Annotated in this window: 17 protein-coding genes; 4 read left to right on the top strand and 13 right to left on the bottom strand. The window is 52.7% G+C overall.

All coding sequences use genetic code 11. The features are described from left to right. Positions 1-100: 100 nt before the first annotated feature. The 8 genes from B1C80_RS16630 to B1C80_RS16595 form a co-directional block, all read right to left on the bottom strand. Positions 101-1,114: a zinc-binding alcohol dehydrogenase family protein gene (locus tag B1C80_RS16630; RefSeq protein WP_077922310.1), complete on the bottom strand. Its 1,014-nt coding sequence runs from the start codon at positions 1,112-1,114 to the stop codon at positions 101-103. 264 nt (positions 1,115-1,378) lie between these two features. Further along, positions 1,379-2,566, bottom strand: coding sequence for a glycoside hydrolase family 5 protein (locus B1C80_RS16625; protein WP_077922309.1), 1,188 nt, complete (start codon positions 2,564-2,566; stop codon positions 1,379-1,381). Positions 2,567-2,665: 99 nt separating this feature from the next. After that, the gene (locus B1C80_RS16620; protein ID WP_077922308.1) at positions 2,666-3,517 is read right to left on the bottom strand and encodes a ThuA domain-containing protein; all 852 of its coding nucleotides are present in this window, start codon (positions 3,515-3,517) and stop codon (positions 2,666-2,668) included. A 322-nt stretch (positions 3,518-3,839) separates the two neighbouring features. Further along, the gene (locus B1C80_RS16615; protein ID WP_139361665.1) at positions 3,840-5,201 is read right to left on the bottom strand and encodes a DUF4041 domain-containing protein; all 1,362 of its coding nucleotides are present in this window, start codon (positions 5,199-5,201) and stop codon (positions 3,840-3,842) included. Between the two features lie 358 nt (positions 5,202-5,559). Further along, a complete protein-coding gene (locus tag B1C80_RS16610; protein WP_077922307.1) occupies positions 5,560-6,234 on the bottom strand; it encodes a hypothetical protein in 675 nt (224 codons plus the stop codon). A gap of 367 nt (positions 6,235-6,601) precedes the next feature. Further along, positions 6,602-7,033, bottom strand: coding sequence for a hypothetical protein (locus tag B1C80_RS16605; RefSeq protein WP_077922306.1), 432 nt, complete (start codon positions 7,031-7,033; stop codon positions 6,602-6,604). Positions 7,034-7,489: 456 nt separating this feature from the next. Further along, positions 7,490-8,236 (bottom strand): ABC transporter ATP-binding protein, encoded by a 747-nt coding sequence (locus B1C80_RS16600; protein WP_077922305.1) that lies wholly within the window; start codon positions 8,234-8,236, stop codon positions 7,490-7,492. Between the two features lie 93 nt (positions 8,237-8,329). Next, complete coding sequence (locus B1C80_RS16595) at positions 8,330-9,061, bottom strand: ABC transporter permease (protein WP_077922304.1); 732 nt, start codon at positions 9,059-9,061, stop codon at positions 8,330-8,332. Between the two features lie 102 nt (positions 9,062-9,163). On the opposite strand from B1C80_RS16595, the gene B1C80_RS16590 reads away from it, so the two are divergent. Together B1C80_RS16590 and B1C80_RS16585 are read left to right on the top strand one after the other, a co-directional pair. After that, entirely contained in the window at positions 9,164-9,838 is a 675-nt protein-coding gene (locus tag B1C80_RS16590) for an SDR family oxidoreductase (protein WP_077922303.1), read from the top strand. Between the two features lie 136 nt (positions 9,839-9,974). Continuing rightward, positions 9,975-10,889: an ROK family protein gene (locus tag B1C80_RS16585; RefSeq protein WP_077922302.1), complete on the top strand. Its 915-nt coding sequence runs from the start codon at positions 9,975-9,977 to the stop codon at positions 10,887-10,889. Positions 10,890-11,039: 150 nt separating this feature from the next. Here the strand turns inward: B1C80_RS16585 and murB are convergent, their stop codons facing one another. Continuing rightward, entirely contained in the window at positions 11,040-12,065 is a 1,026-nt protein-coding gene (gene murB / locus B1C80_RS16580) for a UDP-N-acetylmuramate dehydrogenase (RefSeq protein WP_077922301.1), read from the bottom strand. 118 nt (positions 12,066-12,183) lie between these two features. Here murB and B1C80_RS16575 point away from each other — a divergent pair, with 118 nt between their 5' ends. Together B1C80_RS16575 and gmd are read left to right on the top strand one after the other, a co-directional pair. Beyond that, a complete protein-coding gene (locus B1C80_RS16575) occupies positions 12,184-12,786 on the top strand; it encodes a sporulation protein (RefSeq protein ID WP_077922300.1) in 603 nt (200 codons plus the stop codon). An 81-nt stretch (positions 12,787-12,867) separates the two neighbouring features. Beyond that, entirely contained in the window at positions 12,868-13,980 is a 1,113-nt protein-coding gene (gene gmd / locus B1C80_RS16570; RefSeq protein ID WP_077922299.1) for a GDP-mannose 4,6-dehydratase, read from the top strand. Positions 13,981-14,062: 82 nt separating this feature from the next. Here gmd and B1C80_RS16565 read toward each other — a convergent pair whose 3' ends face one another. The 4 genes from B1C80_RS16565 to fabF form a co-directional block, all read right to left on the bottom strand. Continuing rightward, positions 14,063-15,589, bottom strand: a complete 1,527-nt coding sequence (locus B1C80_RS16565; protein ID WP_077922298.1) for a Do family serine endopeptidase — start codon at positions 15,587-15,589, stop codon at positions 14,063-14,065. 241 nt (positions 15,590-15,830) lie between these two features. Beyond that, a complete protein-coding gene (locus tag B1C80_RS16560) occupies positions 15,831-16,277 on the bottom strand; it encodes an Hsp20/alpha crystallin family protein (RefSeq protein WP_077922297.1) in 447 nt (148 codons plus the stop codon). Positions 16,278-16,570: 293 nt separating this feature from the next. Further along, positions 16,571-17,335, bottom strand: coding sequence for a ribonuclease III (gene rnc, locus B1C80_RS16555; protein ID WP_077922296.1), 765 nt, complete (start codon positions 17,333-17,335; stop codon positions 16,571-16,573). A 3-nt stretch (positions 17,336-17,338) separates the two neighbouring features. After that, entirely contained in the window at positions 17,339-18,589 is a 1,251-nt protein-coding gene (gene fabF / locus B1C80_RS16550) for a beta-ketoacyl-ACP synthase II (protein WP_077922295.1), read from the bottom strand. Positions 18,590-18,794: the final 205 nt, after the last annotated feature.

The following is an 18,794-nucleotide window of genomic DNA, read 5'->3' as shown; positions in this document are numbered from 1 at the left end:
TACGGTACCGGAAAACCGTGATGGTAACCTGCCGGGCATATCGCCAGCCAGTTCTGCTGCGGCTCCGATAGGCTTTTGTATCGACTGATCCGGTCCGTACTCAGAACGAAATAACTAGTTTCCCGATCGTTGTTCCCGATTCGAGCTGCGCGTGGGCCTGCTTCAGCGTATCGGCCGTCAGACCCTGCAGGGTCTGGGTAATGGTGGTTTGCAGCACCCCTTCGTCGAGCAGGTCGGCCACCCGGTTCAGGATGTGGTGCTGCTCGATCATGTCGTCGGTCTGGTAGGTGGAGCGGGTGAACATCAGCTCCCACGAAAAACTGACGCTTTTGCTCTTGAGCTTGTTCAGCGCCACCGGGGTAGCGCTGCCCGTAATAGAGGCAATATGGCCCTGCGGTTTGATCAGCTCGGCCATCGCATCCCAGTAGGCGTTGGTATCCACGAAGTCGACAATGTAGTCGACCTGCCGGAAACCCGCGTTCCGGACTTCCTTCACCAGGTTGTGGTGATTGACAACCTGGTCGGCACCCATCTGGCGGCACCAGTCGATGGTTTCGGGGCGCGATGCGGTGGCAATTACGCGCAGACCCAGCAGTTTTTTGGCCAGCTGAATCGCAATGGACCCCACGCCCCCGGCCCCGCCGATGATCAGCAGCGTTTTGTCCCGGTCGCGGTCGGCCGACAGCCGCATCCGGTCGAAGAAGATTTCCCAGGCGGTCAGGGCGGTCAGCGGCATGGCGGCAGCGGCTTCGTCCGAAAGGGTAGCCGGTTTGCGGCCCACGATCCGCTCGTCGATCAGCTGGTAGTCGGCGTTGCTGCCCGACCGGGTTATGTCGCCGGCGTAGTAGACCGCATCACCCACGCTGAACAGGCTGACGTCGCTACCCACGGCTTCTACGACCCCTACGGCATCCCAGCCGATGATTTTGGGCTGGTCGAGTACCGTATCTTTGGCCGAGTTCTGTCGAATTTTAAAATCGACCGGATTGACCGATACGGCCCTGACCTTGACCAGCAGGTCATGCCCGGCCGGAACCGGTTTGTCGATGTCGACGTCGATAAAGCTTGCTGGCTCTGAAATGGCGAGCGATGTCCTGAACCCTACTGCTTTCATAATAAGTTGACTTAAGTCGGTTGGTTGCCGTGGGCGGTGGTACTGCCTGTCAGGTTTCCCGGCCCGCCAGCCGCTGTTCATAAGCGACCTTCACGGCTGGATAACCAATTTTTCTCCAAAAAAAATTTGAATCAGCACCCGACTGGCGCTGTCTGGCGGAGTGGGAGGGCGTAGGCCGGCAGGGTAGCCGGAGCCGTAAACAGGCCCAAGGCCGATGGGATGGCTCAGATACGTAACTGTGTTATAGTACGTTACCGTAGTCAACTACTTCAGCAAAGCGTCGAGCGCCGACGAGTCTTCTATACGGTTGCTATGCCGGTCGAAAATAGCGCCGGAGCTGCCCGTATCCCAGAAAAACGGTAACAGACCGTTGGCTCTGGCCTGCCGGGTTACGTAGCCGATATAATAAATTCTGCTGGCCTGGTGCAGCCTGAAGGCATCGCCTGTCAGATTGGTACGTAACTGACAGCCATACTCACCCAGAAGGACCGGAATGCCTTTATCGATAAACTGCGTTTTCATCGACCTGAAGGCCGCGTCGACGGTTGGTTCTTCGCCATAGGTCGGGTTATGAGCCAGATCGGTTGCCGAATGATTGCCTTTGCCCCAGTAAAAGAACTGATTACCCCAGGCTTCATCTTTGGTCATACCGGTAAAATTCCAAGGCGTGTAATAATGAACCTCTACCATCAGCCTGTCAGGTACCTGATCTGCGGGCAGTCTAGTCATGAGTTTGTTGGTTGTTTCTATATCGGTCATGGGCCCCTGAACAACCAGAACCCGGTAGGCATTTTTACCGCCGGTGGAGCGAACGGCGTCGATAAAAGTCTGGTGGTAGGTGAGCAGAATCTCCTGCTGGGCAGCATCCTTCACGGCGGGTTCGTTAGCACTGGCAAAAAGCAGATGCTCATCGAAATGCCGCATTCGGGTGGCAATCTGCTCCCAAAAGGCTTTCTGTTTTGCGTTGGTAATGGCCTGTTTTTCGGCGGTGCAGTTTGACTCCAGCCAGCCGCCATCCCAGTGAATATTGAGCAGTACATACATATCGTTATCGATACAATACCGGATAACCTGTTCGACGCGGTCGAGCCAGTCGGTTCTGATGCGGGCTGTACTGGCATCGGCATACTGGTCCCACGAACACGGAAGCCGGACGGCGTTAAAACCGCTCTGTTTCAGCAGGTCGATATAAGCTTTGGTGATCAGCGGGTTACCCCATCTGGTTTCGCCACCCATGGCCTCCAGGGTATTTCCGATGTTGATGCCGTGGCTGATAGCAGTGGACAGCTGAAGCGCGTTGCGCCCCATACCGGCCCGGTCGGGTGCTACAGGTGCAGTATTATAGCTCGGAAAAAGGGTAGCCGGAGGGGCAGTCTCGTTCTGTTGGCATCCCGGCAGTACTGTGCTGAACAGAAGCAGATAAAAAACAGACCGTAGCGTCAGCAGTTGCATAGCAGAAGGCATTTGGCGGAGGGTGGTAGCTGGCTGAACAGGGCTGAGCGTCGCGCCCGCTGTCATTCGGACGTGGCCGCATCCCGAACCAGCCGGTAATCAGTCGATGGCCCAGTAGAGAGCGTTTTCCAGGAGCCGGACAAAATGGGGGTCCTGCCAGACGGGCGCGTGGTGGCCCATGGAGGTATAAAACGTCTTTCCCTGCCCAACGGTCCGGTACCACGCCACCGGATGGTACTTGCCCATGCCGAAGTTTTTGTCGTTGATCAGCAGCACGTTTCCGTTGGCCACGATCTTGTCGCCGTCGATATGCGACAGGACCCGAACGCCCTCGGGCTGGGTGAAAAACACGTACCACTCGTCGGTATGCGTCCAGGCTGGGGGGAGCTGCCGCGTCAGGGTCGAGTCGGTAGTGGTGGTGTCCAGGTGCACGGTAGTTGGCTGGAGCTGCGGGTTGAGGGGGTGGTGCGAAAATCTGGCGCCCAGCAGGTTGTTTTCGTACCAGGGCCAGTGGTGCGAATCGTCGCCGGCGCCGTGAATACCCAGCAGGGCACCTCCCGCTTCGACGTACTGGCTAAGGGCCTGCTGCTGCTCGTCGTTCAGCACCCGCCCGGTTGAGTTATTGAAAACAACCGCCCTGAATTGCTTCAGCTGCTCGGGGTTGAACGCGCCCCCTTCTTCGGTTTCGTAGACGAACCAGCCGTTGCGTTCGGCCATCTGCCGAAACACCGGTTTCGACGCATCGATGGATTCGCCATGCCGATAGCCGGTTGTTTTCGAGAACAGCAGCACCGCCGGTTTGTTGGCGGGGAAATCAATGGCAGGGGGTTCGGTTTCGTAGCTGACGGGAAACCCGTTTTTTACCTTGTAGATGAACAGCCCGGCCGACGCTACCAGCAGCAGAATCAGGCCCAACAGGCTATACAGGAAAACTTTAGCCACTTTTTTCATACAAGTCGGTCAGGATACAGGTAAATGCGTTACCCAAATATACCGACACCGACCTGAATTTACGAACATATCTTCCTATATTGATCAGGCTACTAACTGGTTAGCTGGCTTGCTTACGCTAGATTTAGTAATATCCTGCCAAAGCGTCGATTATAGCTTGAATTAAGACCTAGCCTACATATAACGAACGTAGTGGTTGATGTTGGGCGAGTCACTCCACTGAATCCAAGCTATTACCCCTTTACGCATTCATGCTGTTGGGCTGCAAACCTTCCTTGGAGGGCAAGCATCCCGCCCACTCAGAGCGAAACAGCAATCTTACTTACGCCAAACTACTTGGAAACTCTTCTGCAATCATCTGCTCAACCGTCAATGGTTCTGTCTGGGAATTTAGCTTTTCAATAATTGCCAATGTTTCTCTGTATTCCATTGCTTCGGGAATTTTTGAGAATTCAGCATCAAGCCCTGTTTCCTTAACCTTTTGCTCTATTTCTTCCAGCGTCACGTTAAAGAACTCTTTCCGGTAATTGAGCATATTTACCTTTTTATCGGTGAAAGCCTTATGTAATTCATATTCTAATGTACGGGCTTCATCCGAGTATATCATTGCATGAATATCAAATTGGAAAGGGACAGACGCGTCCCCTAACTCTTTAACTCTATCCTCTGGCTCTAAACGCCTTGTCATACCAATTTTGTAAACATTTTCGCCGAATGAGCCAATATTTGAAATTACATAAACGTGTCCACGCTTAGTTTGTTGGGCCATTGATAAAGCCCTTTCTTTCTTCGCTTGCGCTTCTTTTAATTCCTGTTCTAATTTTTCAATCTGAGCTTGCAATCTATCGTGTTTTTCGCCAGTTACTAAGTCTATTTCTTTTCTGGCTTTGTCTAACGCTTTTTGATAATTCGTTTCCTCTTTTTGCGCTTCGCGTTGCGCTTGTTCAAATTCTCTTTTTGCTTTCTCTTCTTCCCGCAATTCTTCTTGAATTGCTCTCATTGCTTCCTTTTCTTGCTGACGTTTAGTTTGATACTCATATTCAAGGATTAATTCTTGACGTTTCAAATCAAAATATTCGCTACTCAAGTAAACTTTGAAGCCCTCACCTAATTTATTTATAGCAACGAATATTCTTTGCATCCGTTCTTTCATCTGGTTGACGTTATTCCATTTTACTTTTGCAATCAAAACGTCACATTCACCATTAAAAGCTCTCAACATTAACTTTTTATATACTCTTACAACAGCTTTGCCTTTTGACTCGCTTCCTTCAACTGTCCATTGAGTAGTACAAATAGCGGCAGTATCTGCACTAATCATAGATTTTTGTTTTTCTACAATTTTATTCTGCTCCGTTCTGTATTCGTCTGACTTTTCAAAATCATATACAGGTTCATAAACTCCAAATTCGATCAAATCTAATTTTGATTCAAACACACTAACTTCTTTACGGAGTTTGTTGTATGTTTCTAAGGCGATTTTATAGTTTGAATTTAAAGTATTCAATTTATCTTCGGCGGCTTTAACCTCTGATACTTTTGAATTTACTATAAGTTCTAAACTGTTCTTTTGGGTGGTAACCTCCGCTTCAATGTCAGATATTGATTTATATCGCTCAAGTTGTAACTTGAGTTCATGAATTTCTGCAAGTTCCTTTTTCTTTAAAAAGTCAAATAACCCCATTTGTTTGTTCTGTATTTTAATACGAAGAAATCAATTGTTATCTGTCGCCGAGATGCTGTCTTCGAAGTCTAGACTTGCCTGATCGGAGCGTCTAAATTGTCCCACAAAACCCTGCAGACGAACAAAAACTTGACCTTTGTTATGCACTGCCCGTCGCTGGGACGCCAGCATTCACGCACTATTTGTGATTGCACCCAACGATCTAGGGGGTTAATGGCCCCGCGAGCTGGTTGAAAGGTGTGAACGACGCTCCTGCCTTTACGCCCCCTGCCGGTTGGGCTGTCGTGCCTGATGTACTAATATGCTTCCTGTCACCCGAAAGCGACCCCAAGCGGAGCGATGACAACGCACGGTCCAACTACATCAGAGCCTTAATTGCATTTAATGTCGAGTCTAAAATTTTAGGAATCTCTCTGCTCTCCAACTGAAAATAGTTTACATACTTGCTACTGAATACATCTACCGCAATGCAGTATTTTGAGTTTACAGTGTAGTCTTTGAAATTGGCTGTTAAATATCTGTATAAAATATCAGTGAACATCCCTAACTCATCTTCTTTAAAGCCTTTCAATTTAGCTATAAACCAAATTGCACCAACTTCATTGACGTCATTTTGCTGAAATGTAAAAACATGTTGAGGTGCTACTTGAATCAAAAATCCTTTAATAGTCAAAAGATAATTTTTCTTCGCCTTCTTCATGAACTTCAATTCGTTAATAGGCATCCATACTTTAAAATTAAAATCTTCATAATTACGTAGAATGCTAATGTTTCTTTCGTACATTGTTTTTGTCCTGTTGAAATCTGTTGCATCATGCTTATTCTCTAGTTCTAATCTTCTTGCAGTTATCAATAGAACATCATTTGCCTTGTAACCACTACTTATTGCGCTTAAGCAACTAACCCAATAATCACCTCCAGACTCAGTCTGTATCTTTTCTTTGTTAAGTTTTACTTCATTCGCAAAGTTTTTTTTACTTCTATCCGATTTGCCTCTAAACTCTACTATTTCTTTAATCGACAGTTTTTTCATTTTAAGTGGATTAGTATTGAATTTACGAAGAAATGAGCAATCTAAAATGTATTTATACTTTCCAAATTTACCTTTTTAAAATCAAGATCGCCTGCCTAATAAGCATGTCAAGTCGACCGACGCTCGGATTGCAACGTAAAGCCTGCATATTATTCAAGTGCGATGTGTCGACCGAGAGCTGCTAAACACGTCTAGCATGGACGCGCACCCAACGCCCACAGGTGTTGATGGTTGAGGACACAAGATAAATGAACCGACCACCTTGTAACCCTTACACACCTATCGAAGTTATAGGCTATCTACTTTCCTTCGGGGCGGGCATCCTGTCGCAAGAGACCTGCCCAACCGGGGTTAATTTGTAACGAACTCATTTACACATTGAGCGCCCCAATGTATTTCCTTGACTGTCGACTATTGTGACACAAGATACAAAGTCACGTTTCGCACGTGAACACAAAGTTGTTGCCAAACCGTCTCTATTCTTACCGTTGTCAACAACATAAACCCACAAGCAACCGCTTTCGGCAATTTCTACGTTTGTATAGTTAACACCATATGCTTTCAAATCATGCTTTGTATCAGCCAGCAAATCAGTATAACGACTCTGACGTGACTCACTTATCCGAGCGTTAATTCTATCTTCTCTTACTTGCTCCTCAATCTCGTCATTCATCTTTTCCTCAGAAGTTCGGTAATCACGAGTTGAGAAGAACCAAGTTAGAAAGACGACTCCTAAAATAATAGCAAATATCCACTCACCTTTACTGGCCTTCTTGGGTCTGGTACGCTTTTGTTCCATGAATTGAAAAGTTATCTTAAATCTGCGAGTCGTTTCCTCTGTCGCCGGAAACCTGCCTAACTCGCTTTATTTTCCTAATCGGTGCGTTCAAATTGTCACACGCAACCCGCCAAACGAGTCAAAACCGTCCTGTGTAAGAGTCCCCTATCGACCGAAGACGGTAAACACGCTTTTCAGCTTTTGACTTGCACTCAACATACCATTGTACGCATCTTCACTTAATGATAGTTGCTTGATAGTGAGCTATATATCATTAAGCGTACAGTTGTCACTTTAGTTAATCTGTATACAAAGAAGTGATCTGCTGGTGACAGATACTATCAAAAGTTTGTCATGTGAGTTAACGGTAGTTTTTGCCGGGATGAGGCATGAAAAAGACCCCGGCGGGCAGGTTCCCGATGGGGGAGGGCCTGGCTGCCGGGGTCGTATGGGGTGCTGCCGTGCGGGGCGTTGGCCTTAGCGGGCGGTCTCGCGGAGGAGTTTGTTGGCGTAGATGAACTCGTTCAGTTCGGCTACGTCAGACTGGGTCAGGGTGTCGCTGTTGCCCTCCCAGAGCTTGTTGCCTTTGTAAAGGAACATGATTTTCTCGCCAATCTCCATCATCGAGTTCATGTCGTGGGTAATCACGACGGTGGTGATGCGGTACTCGTCGGTGATTTCCTTGATGAGCTGGTCGATCTTGATAGAGGTCAGCGGGTCAAGGCCCGAGTTGGGTTCGTCGCAGAAGAGGTATTTGGGGTTCAGCACGATGGCCCGGGCAATACCGACCCGTTTTTTCATACCCCCGCTGATCTCCGACGGCATCCGGTCGCCGGCGCCCTCCAGCCCCACGCGTCGCAGACACTCCAGCGCCCGCTCGTTTTTCTCGGCCGCCGACTGCTCGGTCAGCATGTCGAGCGGGAAACGTACGTTGTCGAGCACTGTCTTCGAGTCGAACAGCGCCGATCCCTGAAACAGGACGCCCATTTCGCGCCGGATGGTCTTCTGCTCGTCGATGTTGCTGGTCAGGAAATTACGGCCGTCGTAGAGCACCTCGCCCGAGTCGGGCGTAATCAGCCCGATCATGCACTTCAGCAACACGCTTTTTCCCGTACCGCTGCCGCCAATGATCAGACTCGTATCGCCCGGCCGAAACGTACCGTCGATACCGGCCAGCACCTGCCGGTCGGTAAACGTCTTGGTTATGTTCTTGATCTCGATCATAAACAATGAGTGAATGGGTGATTGAGTGAATGAGTGAAAAGGCCGGAGGCTGGACTATCCTGCCGCTCAATCACCCATTCACTCAATCACTCATTAAGTTAACAGTACCTGCGTCAGGACGAAGTCGGCGACGACGATGGCGATACAGCTGTTGGTGACGGCCGAGGTCGATGCGCTGCCCACTTCGAGGGCGCCCCCCCGTACGTTGAAGCCCTGGTAGGCCGAGATGGTCGACACCAGAAAGGCGAATACGACGGTTTTGATCAGCGCAAACGAGACGCCAAACGGTTTGTACTCGAACCGCAGCCCCGATACGTACTCTTCGGGCGAGATAACCCCCGCCAGCGTACCGGCAATGTAGCCGCCCAGGATAGACAAAAACCCGGCCATGATCACCAGCAGCGGAAACATCAGCACCGATGCGATGACCTTCGGCAAGACGAGGTATGAACTCGAGTTGATGCCCATCACTTCGAGTGCGTCGATCTGTTCGGTGATGCGCATCGTGCCCAGCTCGCCCGCAATGTTGGAGCCGACCTTACCCGCCAGCACGATGCAGGAGAGGGTAGGGGCCAGTTCCAGAATGGTACTGTCGCGGACAATGAGCGCAATAATATTTCTGGGTACGAAGGGATTGGTCAGGTTATAGGCCGTCTGTACGCAGGTAACGGCCCCGATAAACGTATTGACCAGCGCCACGATAAAAATCGAGCCAACCCCGATCGATACGCACTCGTTAAGAATCAGGCTGAGGTACACCCGCAGTTTTTCGCGGTTCCGGAAGAGCGTGCCTAAAAAAATGAAGTAGCTGCCTATGCGTGACATAAAAGCGTGTAGCGAAGCCCATAATCGCCCGCTTGCCGGGAGAAGGTGGCTTTTGGTGAGAACCTCAACAAAGGTAGAATGGTTTCTACCGTTATTTGTCCTATGAAACCACTCATTGTTGTAACCGGCGGTACGAAAGGCATTGGCCGCGCTATTGTTGATAAATTTGTTGCCGAAGGCTTCGAAGCGGTTGTCTGCGCCCGTTCGGTCGAGGGGCTGGCCGGGCCCGACCGGTTGCCGTTTGCGGCCGATCTGGCCACGCGGACGGGTGTCGATGCGCTGGTCCGGTACGTGCAGTCGCTGAACCGGCCCGTTGAGGTGCTGGTCAACAATACCGGCACGTTTCAGCCGGGGCAGATCCATAACGAAGCCGAGGGTACGTTCGAGCAGCTGATGAATACCAACGTCGCCAGCGCCTACCACCTGACGCGTGGGCTGGTGCGGGATATGATGATTCAGCGGAGGGGGCATATCTTTATGATGTGCTCAACGGCCAGTATTACGGCCTATACCAACGGCGGCTCGTACTGCATCTCTAAATTTGCCCTGCTGGGCATGAGCCGGGTGCTGCGCGAGGAACTCAAGCCGCACAGCATCAAAGTAACCGCCATTTTGCCGGGCGCTACGCTGACCAACAGCTGGGAAGGCACCGACCTGCCCGAAGACCGGTTCATGAAACCCGACGACGTGGCCGACAGTGCCTGGGCGGCCTATACGCTGTCGAAGAGCGCCGTGGTCGAAGAAATTCTGATCCGGCCCCAGCTGGGCGATATCTGAGCCGGTGGGTAAGGATAGGGGTAAAACAGACCGGAATGGCCAGTACGCACTGCCTACTGGCTACTCCTTCGTATCTTGCAGCCCACTTCACTTGCCCGAACCTGTAAACTGCAAACTGTAAACTTAAAAATTAAGCATGTCTTCTGTTGAGTATCTGGGTATCGATGTTGGCGGCACGAACGTCAAAATGGGAATCGTTGACGCTACAACCGGCAAAATTTCCAATTTCTACAGTCACGACACCATCAGCTGGCGCCAGTCGGGCCACTTTATGGATCGCTTCGGCGATGCGGTCGCGCTGCAACTGCTGGCTAACAAAGAGGTAAAACGGGTCGGTATTGGCCTGCCTGGTATGCTCAGTCCTGACCGGACCATTGCGCTCGAGATCACGGCCATTCCCGAAATCAACGGAACGCCGATTGTCGATATCCTGACCAAGCGGTTTGCAGGAGTGCAGTTTTTTCTGGCTAACGACGCCAACGCAGCCGCGCTGGGCGAGTATTATTTTGCCGAAGAAAAAATTACCGAGAACTATATCTTCATTACGCTCGGTACGGGCGTGGGCGGAGCCGCCATCATCAATAAGAAAATCTTTACCGGGGGCGACGGAAACGCCATGGAGCCGGGCCACATCCCGTCGCGCAACGGCCGGGTGCTGGAGCGGAACATCGGCAAGGTAGAGCTGCTGCAACTGGCCACCCAGCGCCGGAGCGAATACGCCGGCGAAACCCAGCTCCCCGCCGATGGCGACATCTCGACAACGGGTCTGGTAGCCGCAGCCGCCGAGGGCGACGAACTGGCGCAGCAGATCTGGGACGAGGTAGGCGAGATGCTGGGCGAAGGGCTGGCGTCGCTGATCAAAATTCTCGATATCAAACAGGTGCTGATCGGTGGCGGGCTGTCGGCTTCGTTCGATTACATCATGCCGGCCGTGAACCGCACCCTCGATTACTGGCTCAATCCCTACTATAAAAACGGTCTGGCCATCAAGAAAGCCACCCTTGGCAACGACGCGGGCCTGCTGGGCGCAGCGTCGCTGTGTTTCGAGTAGTCTGTATGCCCCGGCCTCTTAGTTTGTTGGGGGAGGAAGTTGAGAAGGTAAATCTGTGAAGAGACCGGTCTCTTCACAGATTTACCTTCTCAACTTCCTCCCCCAAACAACCCCTTCTTGGGCTGGGAGTATGGCTGGAGAGGCTGGTCGCTAGACAATATTCACTTCGGGCGTTATGCGGATGCCGAAGGTTTCCTGAACAGAGGCCTGTACCCGCTGGGCCAGGGCAATGATTTCGTTTCCGCTTGCCTGGCCGTAGTTGACCAGCACCAGCGCCTGTTTGGCGTGTACCCCCGCATCGCCGGTGCGGTGGCCTTTCCAGCCCGCCTGCTCAATGAGCCAGCCCGCCGGTACTTTTACCACCTCGTCGCCGATCGGGTAGCCCGGCAGGTTCGGGTACTGCTCTTTGAGGGCGTCGAACTGGGTTTTCGGGATTTCGGGGTTCTTGAAGAAACTCCCGGCGTTGCCAATCTCGGCGGGGTCGGGTAGTTTGCTGCGCCGGATGCGGATAACGGCTTCGCTGATGGCCTGAATGGTCAGCTCATCGTCCGATACGCCCATGTCAGTCAGCGTTTCCTGAATGGCGCCGTAGCGGGTGTGGAAAGTAGGCTGTTTATCGAGCCGGAAGGTGACACTCGTGATGATGTACTGACCTTTCAGCTCGCGCTTGAATACGCTCTCGCGGTAGCCAAACCGGCAGTCGGCATGGCTGAACCGGCGCTGCTCGCCCGTTTGTACGTGGATGGCCGTCAGCGAGTCGAACACCTGCTCGATCTCGACGCCGTAGGCCCCGATATTCTGCATGGGCGCGGCTCCTACCGTACCCGGTATAAGCGACAGATTTTCCAGACCGGCGTAGTTTTGCTGAACGCAGTACATGACCAGCTTGTGCCAGTTGACGCCCGCACCGGCGGTTAGGTATATATGCGCATCGTCTTCCCGAACTACCTCAATGCCCTGTATGTTGAGCCGAACGACCAGGCCGTTGAAGTCGTGGCACAGCAGTACGTTGCTGCCTCCTCCCAGAATCAGCTTGGGAGTATCGAGGTGATCGGTAAGCTGAAGCAGCGTCTGTAAATCATCTTCCTGATTAATTTCAACCCAATAGCGCGCGTTGACGTCAATCCTGAACGTATTGTAAGGCTTGAGCGACACGTTGCTTTGTATATTCAGCATGTGTTGTCAGAGTAATCCCCAAAATTAACCAAAAATAGACCATGGGATACCTTGCCGAGGTCCCCACTGTCTTTAGAAAGTCAAATTGGTTAATTTTACGGGTCAAAATCAAGACTATATGCGGCACGAACTTTGGTTGAATTGTCTGGGGCTGGCGCTGGTGCTGAGTAGTTGCGCGGGCAGCCGGGTAAGCTCGTCGTCGACAGCGTCTGCATCCGACTATAACTCGTATAATGAGGATCTGACGGCCGCCCGGCCGGTATATGCCAGCGCGCCAGCCCCCACCACCGGCAGCACAACGACGCGGCCAACTGCGGTATCGGCCACAGCGGGAGTAGCCACGGCGCCCGCCCGTAAAAATGATACCCGAAAGCCAGCTGGCGTACCGGAAGCGCTCCACGTAAACCGGCAGCTCGAACTGGCGCTCGATACCATTGCCGATAAGAATCGGTCGGTTCGCTACGCCCCTGGCTTCCGGGTTCAGGTGTACGTGGGCAACCAGAGAAAAGAAGTTGAATCGATTAAGTTACTGATTTACCAAAATTTTCCCGAACTTAGCCCATATTTGAGCTATAGTCAGCCTACCTATAAACTTAAAGTAGGCGATTTTATGCGACGTATGGATGCAGAACGGTACTATTCTTCTATTAAGCAGCTCGTCTCCTCGGCTCAGCTGCAACCCGATAAAATAGATGTTCGCCGAAGCCTGTTAATAAAATAAGTACCATTTTTGAGTATATAGTAAGCTTTTTTAATAAGATTTGTACAATTTTAGCAGTCACTCATTATTTACGACCGTAGTATGAAAAAAGCGCTGGTAACCGGAATTACCGGACAAGATGGGGCCTATCTGGCCGAACTGCTGCTGGCTAAAGGGTACGAAGTTCACGGTATCAAACGCCGGAGCTCGTTATTCAACACCCAGCGGATCGATCACATGTATGAAGACCCGCACGAAAAAAACGTGCACTTCAAGCTTCATTACGGTGATCTGTCTGACTCGACGAATATCATTCGTATTATTCAGGAAGTACAACCCGACGAGATTTATAACCTCGGTGCCATGTCGCACGTGCGGGTAAGCTTCGACGAGCCGGAATACACCGCGCAGGTCGATGGTATTGGTACACTGCGTATTCTGGAAGCCGTTCGGCTGCTGGGCCTGACCGAGAAAACCCGCATCTACCAGGCGTCGACGTCTGAGCTGTACGGCGGTGTTCAGGGCCACGCGCAGTCAGAAACAACCCCGTTCTACCCCCGCTCTCCCTATGCCGTAGCCAAACTATATGGCTACTGGATTACGGTAAACTACCGCGAGGCTTATAATATGTATGCCTGCAACGGTATCCTGTTCAACCACGAGTCACCGCTGCGGGGCGAAACGTTCGTAACCCGCAAGATCACCCGCGCCGTTGCCCGCATCGGTCTGGGTCTGCAGGATAAAGTATACCTGGGTAACCTGGATTCGCTGCGCGACTGGGGCCATGCCAAAGACTACGTCGAGGCTATGTACCTGATTCTGCAGCAGGATACGCCCGAAGATTTTGTGATCGCTACCGGCGTTACGACCAGCGTTCGTGACTTCGTGAAGATGGCCTTTGCCGAGATCGGCGTTGAGCTGGCGTTCCGGGGCGAAGGTGCTTCGGAAACGGCGGTAGTCGTTAGCGCGTCGAACCCCGACTTCCCGATCGAAGTTGGTAAAGAAGTGCTGGCCGTTGACCCCCGCTACTACCGTCCAACCGAGGTAGACCTACTGCTGGGCGATCCGACCAAGGCAATGACCAAACTGGGCTGGAAACCGAAATACGATCTGCCCGCCCTCGTTAAGGACATGATGACGGCCGATGTGGCTCTGTTCCAGCGCGATCAGCTGCTGGCGCAAAGCGGCCATGCTGTACTGAACTACTACGAGTAGGCCTTTACAGACGAGACAATACAGAAACGGCCCGCCAGGAAATCCTGGCGGGCCGTTTCTGTATATATTGATTGCGGGTCGATTAGACCGGCACAGCGTAGTAGTACATCCGCGAACTGTTGGGGTACATACCGATCAGCATCAGGCCTTCGCCTTCTTTCACCGCCGACATGATAGCCTGCAGATCTTTGGTCGTTTTCACGTTCCGGCCGTTGGCTTTCACGATGATGAAGCCTTCTTCAACGTCGGTTTCGGCCAGTTTGCCATCCCGGATCGACTTCACCCGAACGCCACCCGTAATACCCAGCTGCTTGGCCTGCTGAGCCGATAGCTCTTCAAACTCGGCACCCAGCGTGCTCAGCGCGGTGCTGGCGGTCGCTTCGGTTTTCTTGATGATGTCACGACCACCGTTGCGGTTGCGCAGCTCTACGCGGAAGTCACGCTCCGTACCATCGCGGTTGACGGTTACCGTTACCGCATCGCCCGGCCGACGACGACCGATGATTTCGCGCATCTGCGCATCTGAATCGAGCGGCTGTCCTTCCATTTTCACGATTACGTCGCCTTTTTTCAGGCCGGCGGCCTGTGCAGCGCCGTTGTCGACAACTTCGTCAACGTAGATACCCCGGCCTACTTTAGCATTTCTCTCTTTGGCTACCGTGCTGTTGAGCTCGATAGGCAGAATGCCGAGGTAACCGCGCTGTACATTACCGTACTTCAGGAGGTCGGCCGATACTTTTTTCACCAGCGACACCGGTACGGCAAATCCGTATCCGCTGTAGTAACCCGTAGCTGAGGCAATGGCCGAGTTGATACCGACCAGTTCGCCACGGAGGTTAACGAGCGCACCACCCGAGTTACCGGGGTTGATAGCCGCGTCGGTCTGGATGAAGGCTTCGATCGGGGTATCTCCTTTCGGATCGTTCTGCTGGCGGGCGTTCTGGTTCAGGATACCGATACCACGGCCTTTGGCACTAACGATACCCGCCGTAACGGTCGATTCGAGATCGAGAGGGTAGCCAACGGCCAGTACCCATTCGCCCAGTTTCAGCGCGTCAGAGTCGCCGAGCGTGATAGCCGGCAGGTTGTTGGCTTCTACTTTAATTACGGCCAGGTCGGTCAGGGGGTCGGTACCGATCACTTTTGCTTTGAAGCTCCGCTTGTCGGTCATGATCACCTCTACTTCGTCGGCGTCCTGCACCACGTGGTTATTGGTAACGATGTACCCATCTTTGCTGATGATCACGCCTGAGCCCGAAGCCTGTCCCTGCTGACGGCGAGGACGGCCACCGCCCTGTCCGCCAAACTCATCGCCGAAGAACTCCCGGAAGATGTCAGGAACCTGCTGCTGGCGTACCGTGCGGGTCATGGTGGTGCGGATGTGCACTACCGTAGGCGTGACCGCTTCAGCCGCCGTCGAGAAATCGCCGGGAGCTGCCGTAGGGCCGTTACCTGTCAGGGCCGCCAGGCGGCCCGTGATCGTCGGCGTAGGAGCCGATTCGTTAAAAATCACATCCCGCTGGTTGAACCCAAGGAGGTTATAAGCGGCCAGCGTAATTACACTCGAAAGGAGTGCCATCAACGCTAAAACTTTCCAATTGCTTTTCATGGTTAAACGGAATAATCTGATTGCTGTCTTTTGTGTAGATCACTGACCTTTCTGTCTGTGAATATAACGGAAACCGGGGGGCGAAAAATCCAGCTTGTGTTGGTCCTTAACAAAATTTAACAGGCCTTTGTTAGGTAGGTTTTTTAACGAGCGAACAGCCCGTTCAGGGTGTATCCCGGCGGGCTGTTCGATGCGTTCGGCAAGGCAATTATAGGGTATTGTTCCTAAATCACCCAATGGCTTAGCCACCAATTTCAATCTGGCGGGCGGGCTTCACTTTAGCCTCTTCGCGTTTGGGTAATTCGATCTTCAATACACCGTCGGTGTAGGAAGCCTGGATGTTATCGGCATCGACCGAGGTAGGCAGCGTAAACGTCCGCTGAAACGACGAATAGCTAAACTCCCGGCGGGTATATTTCTCGTTGGTCTGATCGGTCTCTTCCTTTTTGGTTTCCTGATAGGCTGAGATCGACAGGTTATTATGATTCAGGTTCAGCTTGAAGTCTTCTCTTTTCAGACCGGGAGCGGCTACCTCAATCCGGAATCCATCCTGATGTTCAACGACGTTGACCGCCGGTACATGACTGACCGATGGCATGTTGGTATTGAAAAAGTCGTTCATGTCGCGGCCAAAAAAGTTCTCGATCAGCGACGGAAGGTTGTTGTTCGAACGCGTTAGCGAGTTCATAACGGTTGCTGGTTTTGTGTCAGGAATTGAGTTCAAGGTTCTGTAAGCCTATTTTTCAAATTCCGTACCAACGCCTTTACCGGCCAATAAGGAGACAATATGGCAGCTATTTATAATCTTCCTCTCAAAATGCAGCCATTATGGCGCAATTGATACTGTCAGGGGAGCGACATACAAACAAACCCGATCTCAGGCCGCGACAACCGGGGCCAGCAACGAGCCATGACCCTGCCTGTAGGCGGGATCATCGGTAAACGTCATGTTGTTGAGATACGCCGGTAGGCGAGGGGGGGCTACAGTTTGGTGTCCAGCAGGGCGAGGGCTTTTTCGGCGGCCGACTGCTCGGCTTTTTTCTTGGAATAGCCGCTGCCAGTAGCAAACGGCTCATCGGCTACGATCACCTGCGCAATGAACTCGCGGAAGTGGCTGTTGCCTTTCTCGGAGATGATCTCGAAGCGGACGTCTTTACCGGCCCGCTGCGCCCATTCGATCAGTCGGCTCTTGAAGTTGACGTTGTTCTGTACCACCAGATCGATGTCGTAGTGGGCCAGCAGGTCTTTAAGGATAAACCGACGCGAGAACCGGAAGCCTTTATCCAGGTAGATAGCACCCACGAGGGCTTCGAGGGCGTCGCCGTACATGGAGGTGCGGGTTGGCAGGCTGCGCGTTCGTTGCCCGTCATACTCGATCAGCTGGTCGAGGCCGATCTTGCGGGCAATGCCGTTGAGGGTTTCGCGGTTTACGATCCGTGAGCGGATCTCGGTCAGAAAGCCCTCGTCTTTGTAGGGGTATTTTTTGAACAGGTACTCGGCAATGACCATACCGAGCACGGCGTCGCCGAGGTATTCGAGCCGTTCGTTCGATTCGCGGAATCCTTCGATCGCCGTTGCCTTCGACGCTGACGTATGGCGCAGGGCCAGCTGGTACAAACCCAGGTTAGACGGCGACGCCCCGATAATATGCGCAATAGATCGACGCAGGTTCTTCCGCGGATCAGCCTTGCCGGGACGGAACCAGTCAAACGGGTTAAACCAACTACGGGGCAGCGCGAGTTGCACGACTCAGCTAAGTTTACGGAAAATGACGATGGCGTTATGACCCCCAAATCCAAACGCGTTACTCATCACCGTGGTCAACGGGCGAGCCTGGGCGGTCAGGGGCGTCAGATTAAAGCGTGAATCAATTTCCTCATCAACATTGACCAGGTTAATGGTTGGCGGTACGAGCTGGTGCTCGAGCGCCTTGATGCTGGCAATAGCCTCTACAGCCCCCGCGGCTCCGAGCAGGTGGCCCGTCATCGACTTGGTAGAGCTGATGTTCATCTGGAACGAATGATCACCGAACAGCTGGTAAATCGCTTTCAGCTCCTGCGGATCGCCGATGGGCGTTGAGGTGCCGTGGGTATTGATGTAGTCGATTTCGCTGGGCTGAATGCCGGCATCGTTCAGGGCATCCTGCATGGCCAGGAAAGCACCCAGTCCCTCGGGGTGAGGGGCGGTAATGTGATACGCATCGGACGACATTCCACCGCCAATCAGCTCGGCGTAGATGTGAGCACCGCGGGCCTGCGCATGGTCGAGGTCTTCCAGAATCAGCGATCCGGCGCCTTCGCCCAGCACAAAGCCGTCGCGTTCCTTATCGTAGGGGCGCGACGCTCCCTGGGGGTCGCTGTTGCGTTCGGAGAGGGCACGGTTGGCGTTGAAACCGCCGATACCCGCCCGGGTTACGGCCGCTTCGGACCCGCCCACCACGCACATGTTCAGCCGGCCGAGCCGGATGTAGTTGAACGCGTCGATGATGGCGTTGTTGGTCGATGCGCAGGCCGATACCGTCACGTAGTTCGTACCCCGGAATCCGTAGCGCATCGAGATCTGGCCCGATGCACTGTCGGCAATCATGCGCACGATGAAGAACGGGTTGATGCGGGGCGTACCATCGCCTTTGGCGTAGTCGATCATCTCGTCTTCGAACGAGCGAAGCCCGCCGATACCTGATCCCCAGATCACACCGACCTTGTTCCGGTCGATGGCTTCGAGGTCGATGTTAGCGTCTTTAACGGCTTCGTCGGTCGCAATCAGCGCGTAATGCGTAAACGCATCCATCTTTCGGGCTTCCTGACGCGGAATGTATTGGGTTACGTCAACGCCCTTCAATTCGCAGGCAAACTGCGTACGAAACTTGCTGGCATCAAATTTAGTAATGGGACCGGCCCCGCTCACGCCAGCGGCCAGATTATTCCAGTAAGTGGATACATCGTTGCCAATCGGTGTCAATGCACCGAGGCCGGTCACTACTACTCGTCTGAGTGTCATACAGAATTACTGCGTAATGAGAAAAGAAGGTATGCCGCAGGGGTCGACTTCGGCGCGGGCTGTCGACAGATCAGGCCAGCGCCGAGGTGTTCCAGAATCGGCCCGTAAATAAACTCCTTCGGTATCGGACTGAACGAACCGATACCGAGTTGAACCCATCTGTCAGCAGAGCTGGCAAAAAGCAGACGGAATTCATACAGCAGGA

The organism is Spirosoma sp. 209 (genome assembly GCF_002006735.1).
Lineage (GTDB): Bacteria > Bacteroidota > Bacteroidia > Cytophagales > Spirosomataceae > Spirosoma > Spirosoma sordidisoli.
This window is presented reverse-complemented; position numbering and strand designations above follow the sequence as displayed.

Coding starts and splice junctions, on each gene's coding strand:
- B1C80_RS16630 (WP_077922310.1), bottom strand. CDS start 1,114: ATGAAAGCAGTAGGGTTCAGGACATCGCTCGCCATTTCAGAGCCAGCA.
- B1C80_RS16625 (WP_077922309.1), bottom strand. CDS start 2,566: ATGCAACTGCTGACGCTACGGTCTGTTTTTTATCTGCTTCTGTTCAGC.
- B1C80_RS16620 (WP_077922308.1), bottom strand. CDS start 3,517: ATGAAAAAAGTGGCTAAAGTTTTCCTGTATAGCCTGTTGGGCCTGATT.
- B1C80_RS16615 (WP_139361665.1), bottom strand. CDS start 5,201: ATGGGGTTATTTGACTTTTTAAAGAAAAAGGAACTTGCAGAAATTCAT.
- B1C80_RS16610 (WP_077922307.1), bottom strand. CDS start 6,234: ATGAAAAAACTGTCGATTAAAGAAATAGTAGAGTTTAGAGGCAAATCG.
- B1C80_RS16605 (WP_077922306.1), bottom strand. CDS start 7,033: ATGGAACAAAAGCGTACCAGACCCAAGAAGGCCAGTAAAGGTGAGTGG.
- B1C80_RS16600 (WP_077922305.1), bottom strand. CDS start 8,236: ATGATCGAGATCAAGAACATAACCAAGACGTTTACCGACCGGCAGGTG.
- B1C80_RS16595 (WP_077922304.1), bottom strand. CDS start 9,061: ATGTCACGCATAGGCAGCTACTTCATTTTTTTAGGCACGCTCTTCCGG.
- B1C80_RS16590 (WP_077922303.1), top strand. CDS start 9,164: ATGAAACCACTCATTGTTGTAACCGGCGGTACGAAAGGCATTGGCCGC.
- B1C80_RS16585 (WP_077922302.1), top strand. CDS start 9,975: ATGTCTTCTGTTGAGTATCTGGGTATCGATGTTGGCGGCACGAACGTC.
- murB (WP_077922301.1), bottom strand. CDS start 12,065: ATGCTGAATATACAAAGCAACGTGTCGCTCAAGCCTTACAATACGTTC.
- B1C80_RS16575 (WP_077922300.1), top strand. CDS start 12,184: ATGCGGCACGAACTTTGGTTGAATTGTCTGGGGCTGGCGCTGGTGCTG.
- gmd (WP_077922299.1), top strand. CDS start 12,868: ATGAAAAAAGCGCTGGTAACCGGAATTACCGGACAAGATGGGGCCTAT.
- B1C80_RS16565 (WP_077922298.1), bottom strand. CDS start 15,589: ATGAAAAGCAATTGGAAAGTTTTAGCGTTGATGGCACTCCTTTCGAGT.
- B1C80_RS16560 (WP_077922297.1), bottom strand. CDS start 16,277: ATGAACTCGCTAACGCGTTCGAACAACAACCTTCCGTCGCTGATCGAG.
- fabF (WP_077922295.1), bottom strand. CDS start 18,589: ATGACACTCAGACGAGTAGTAGTGACCGGCCTCGGTGCATTGACACCG.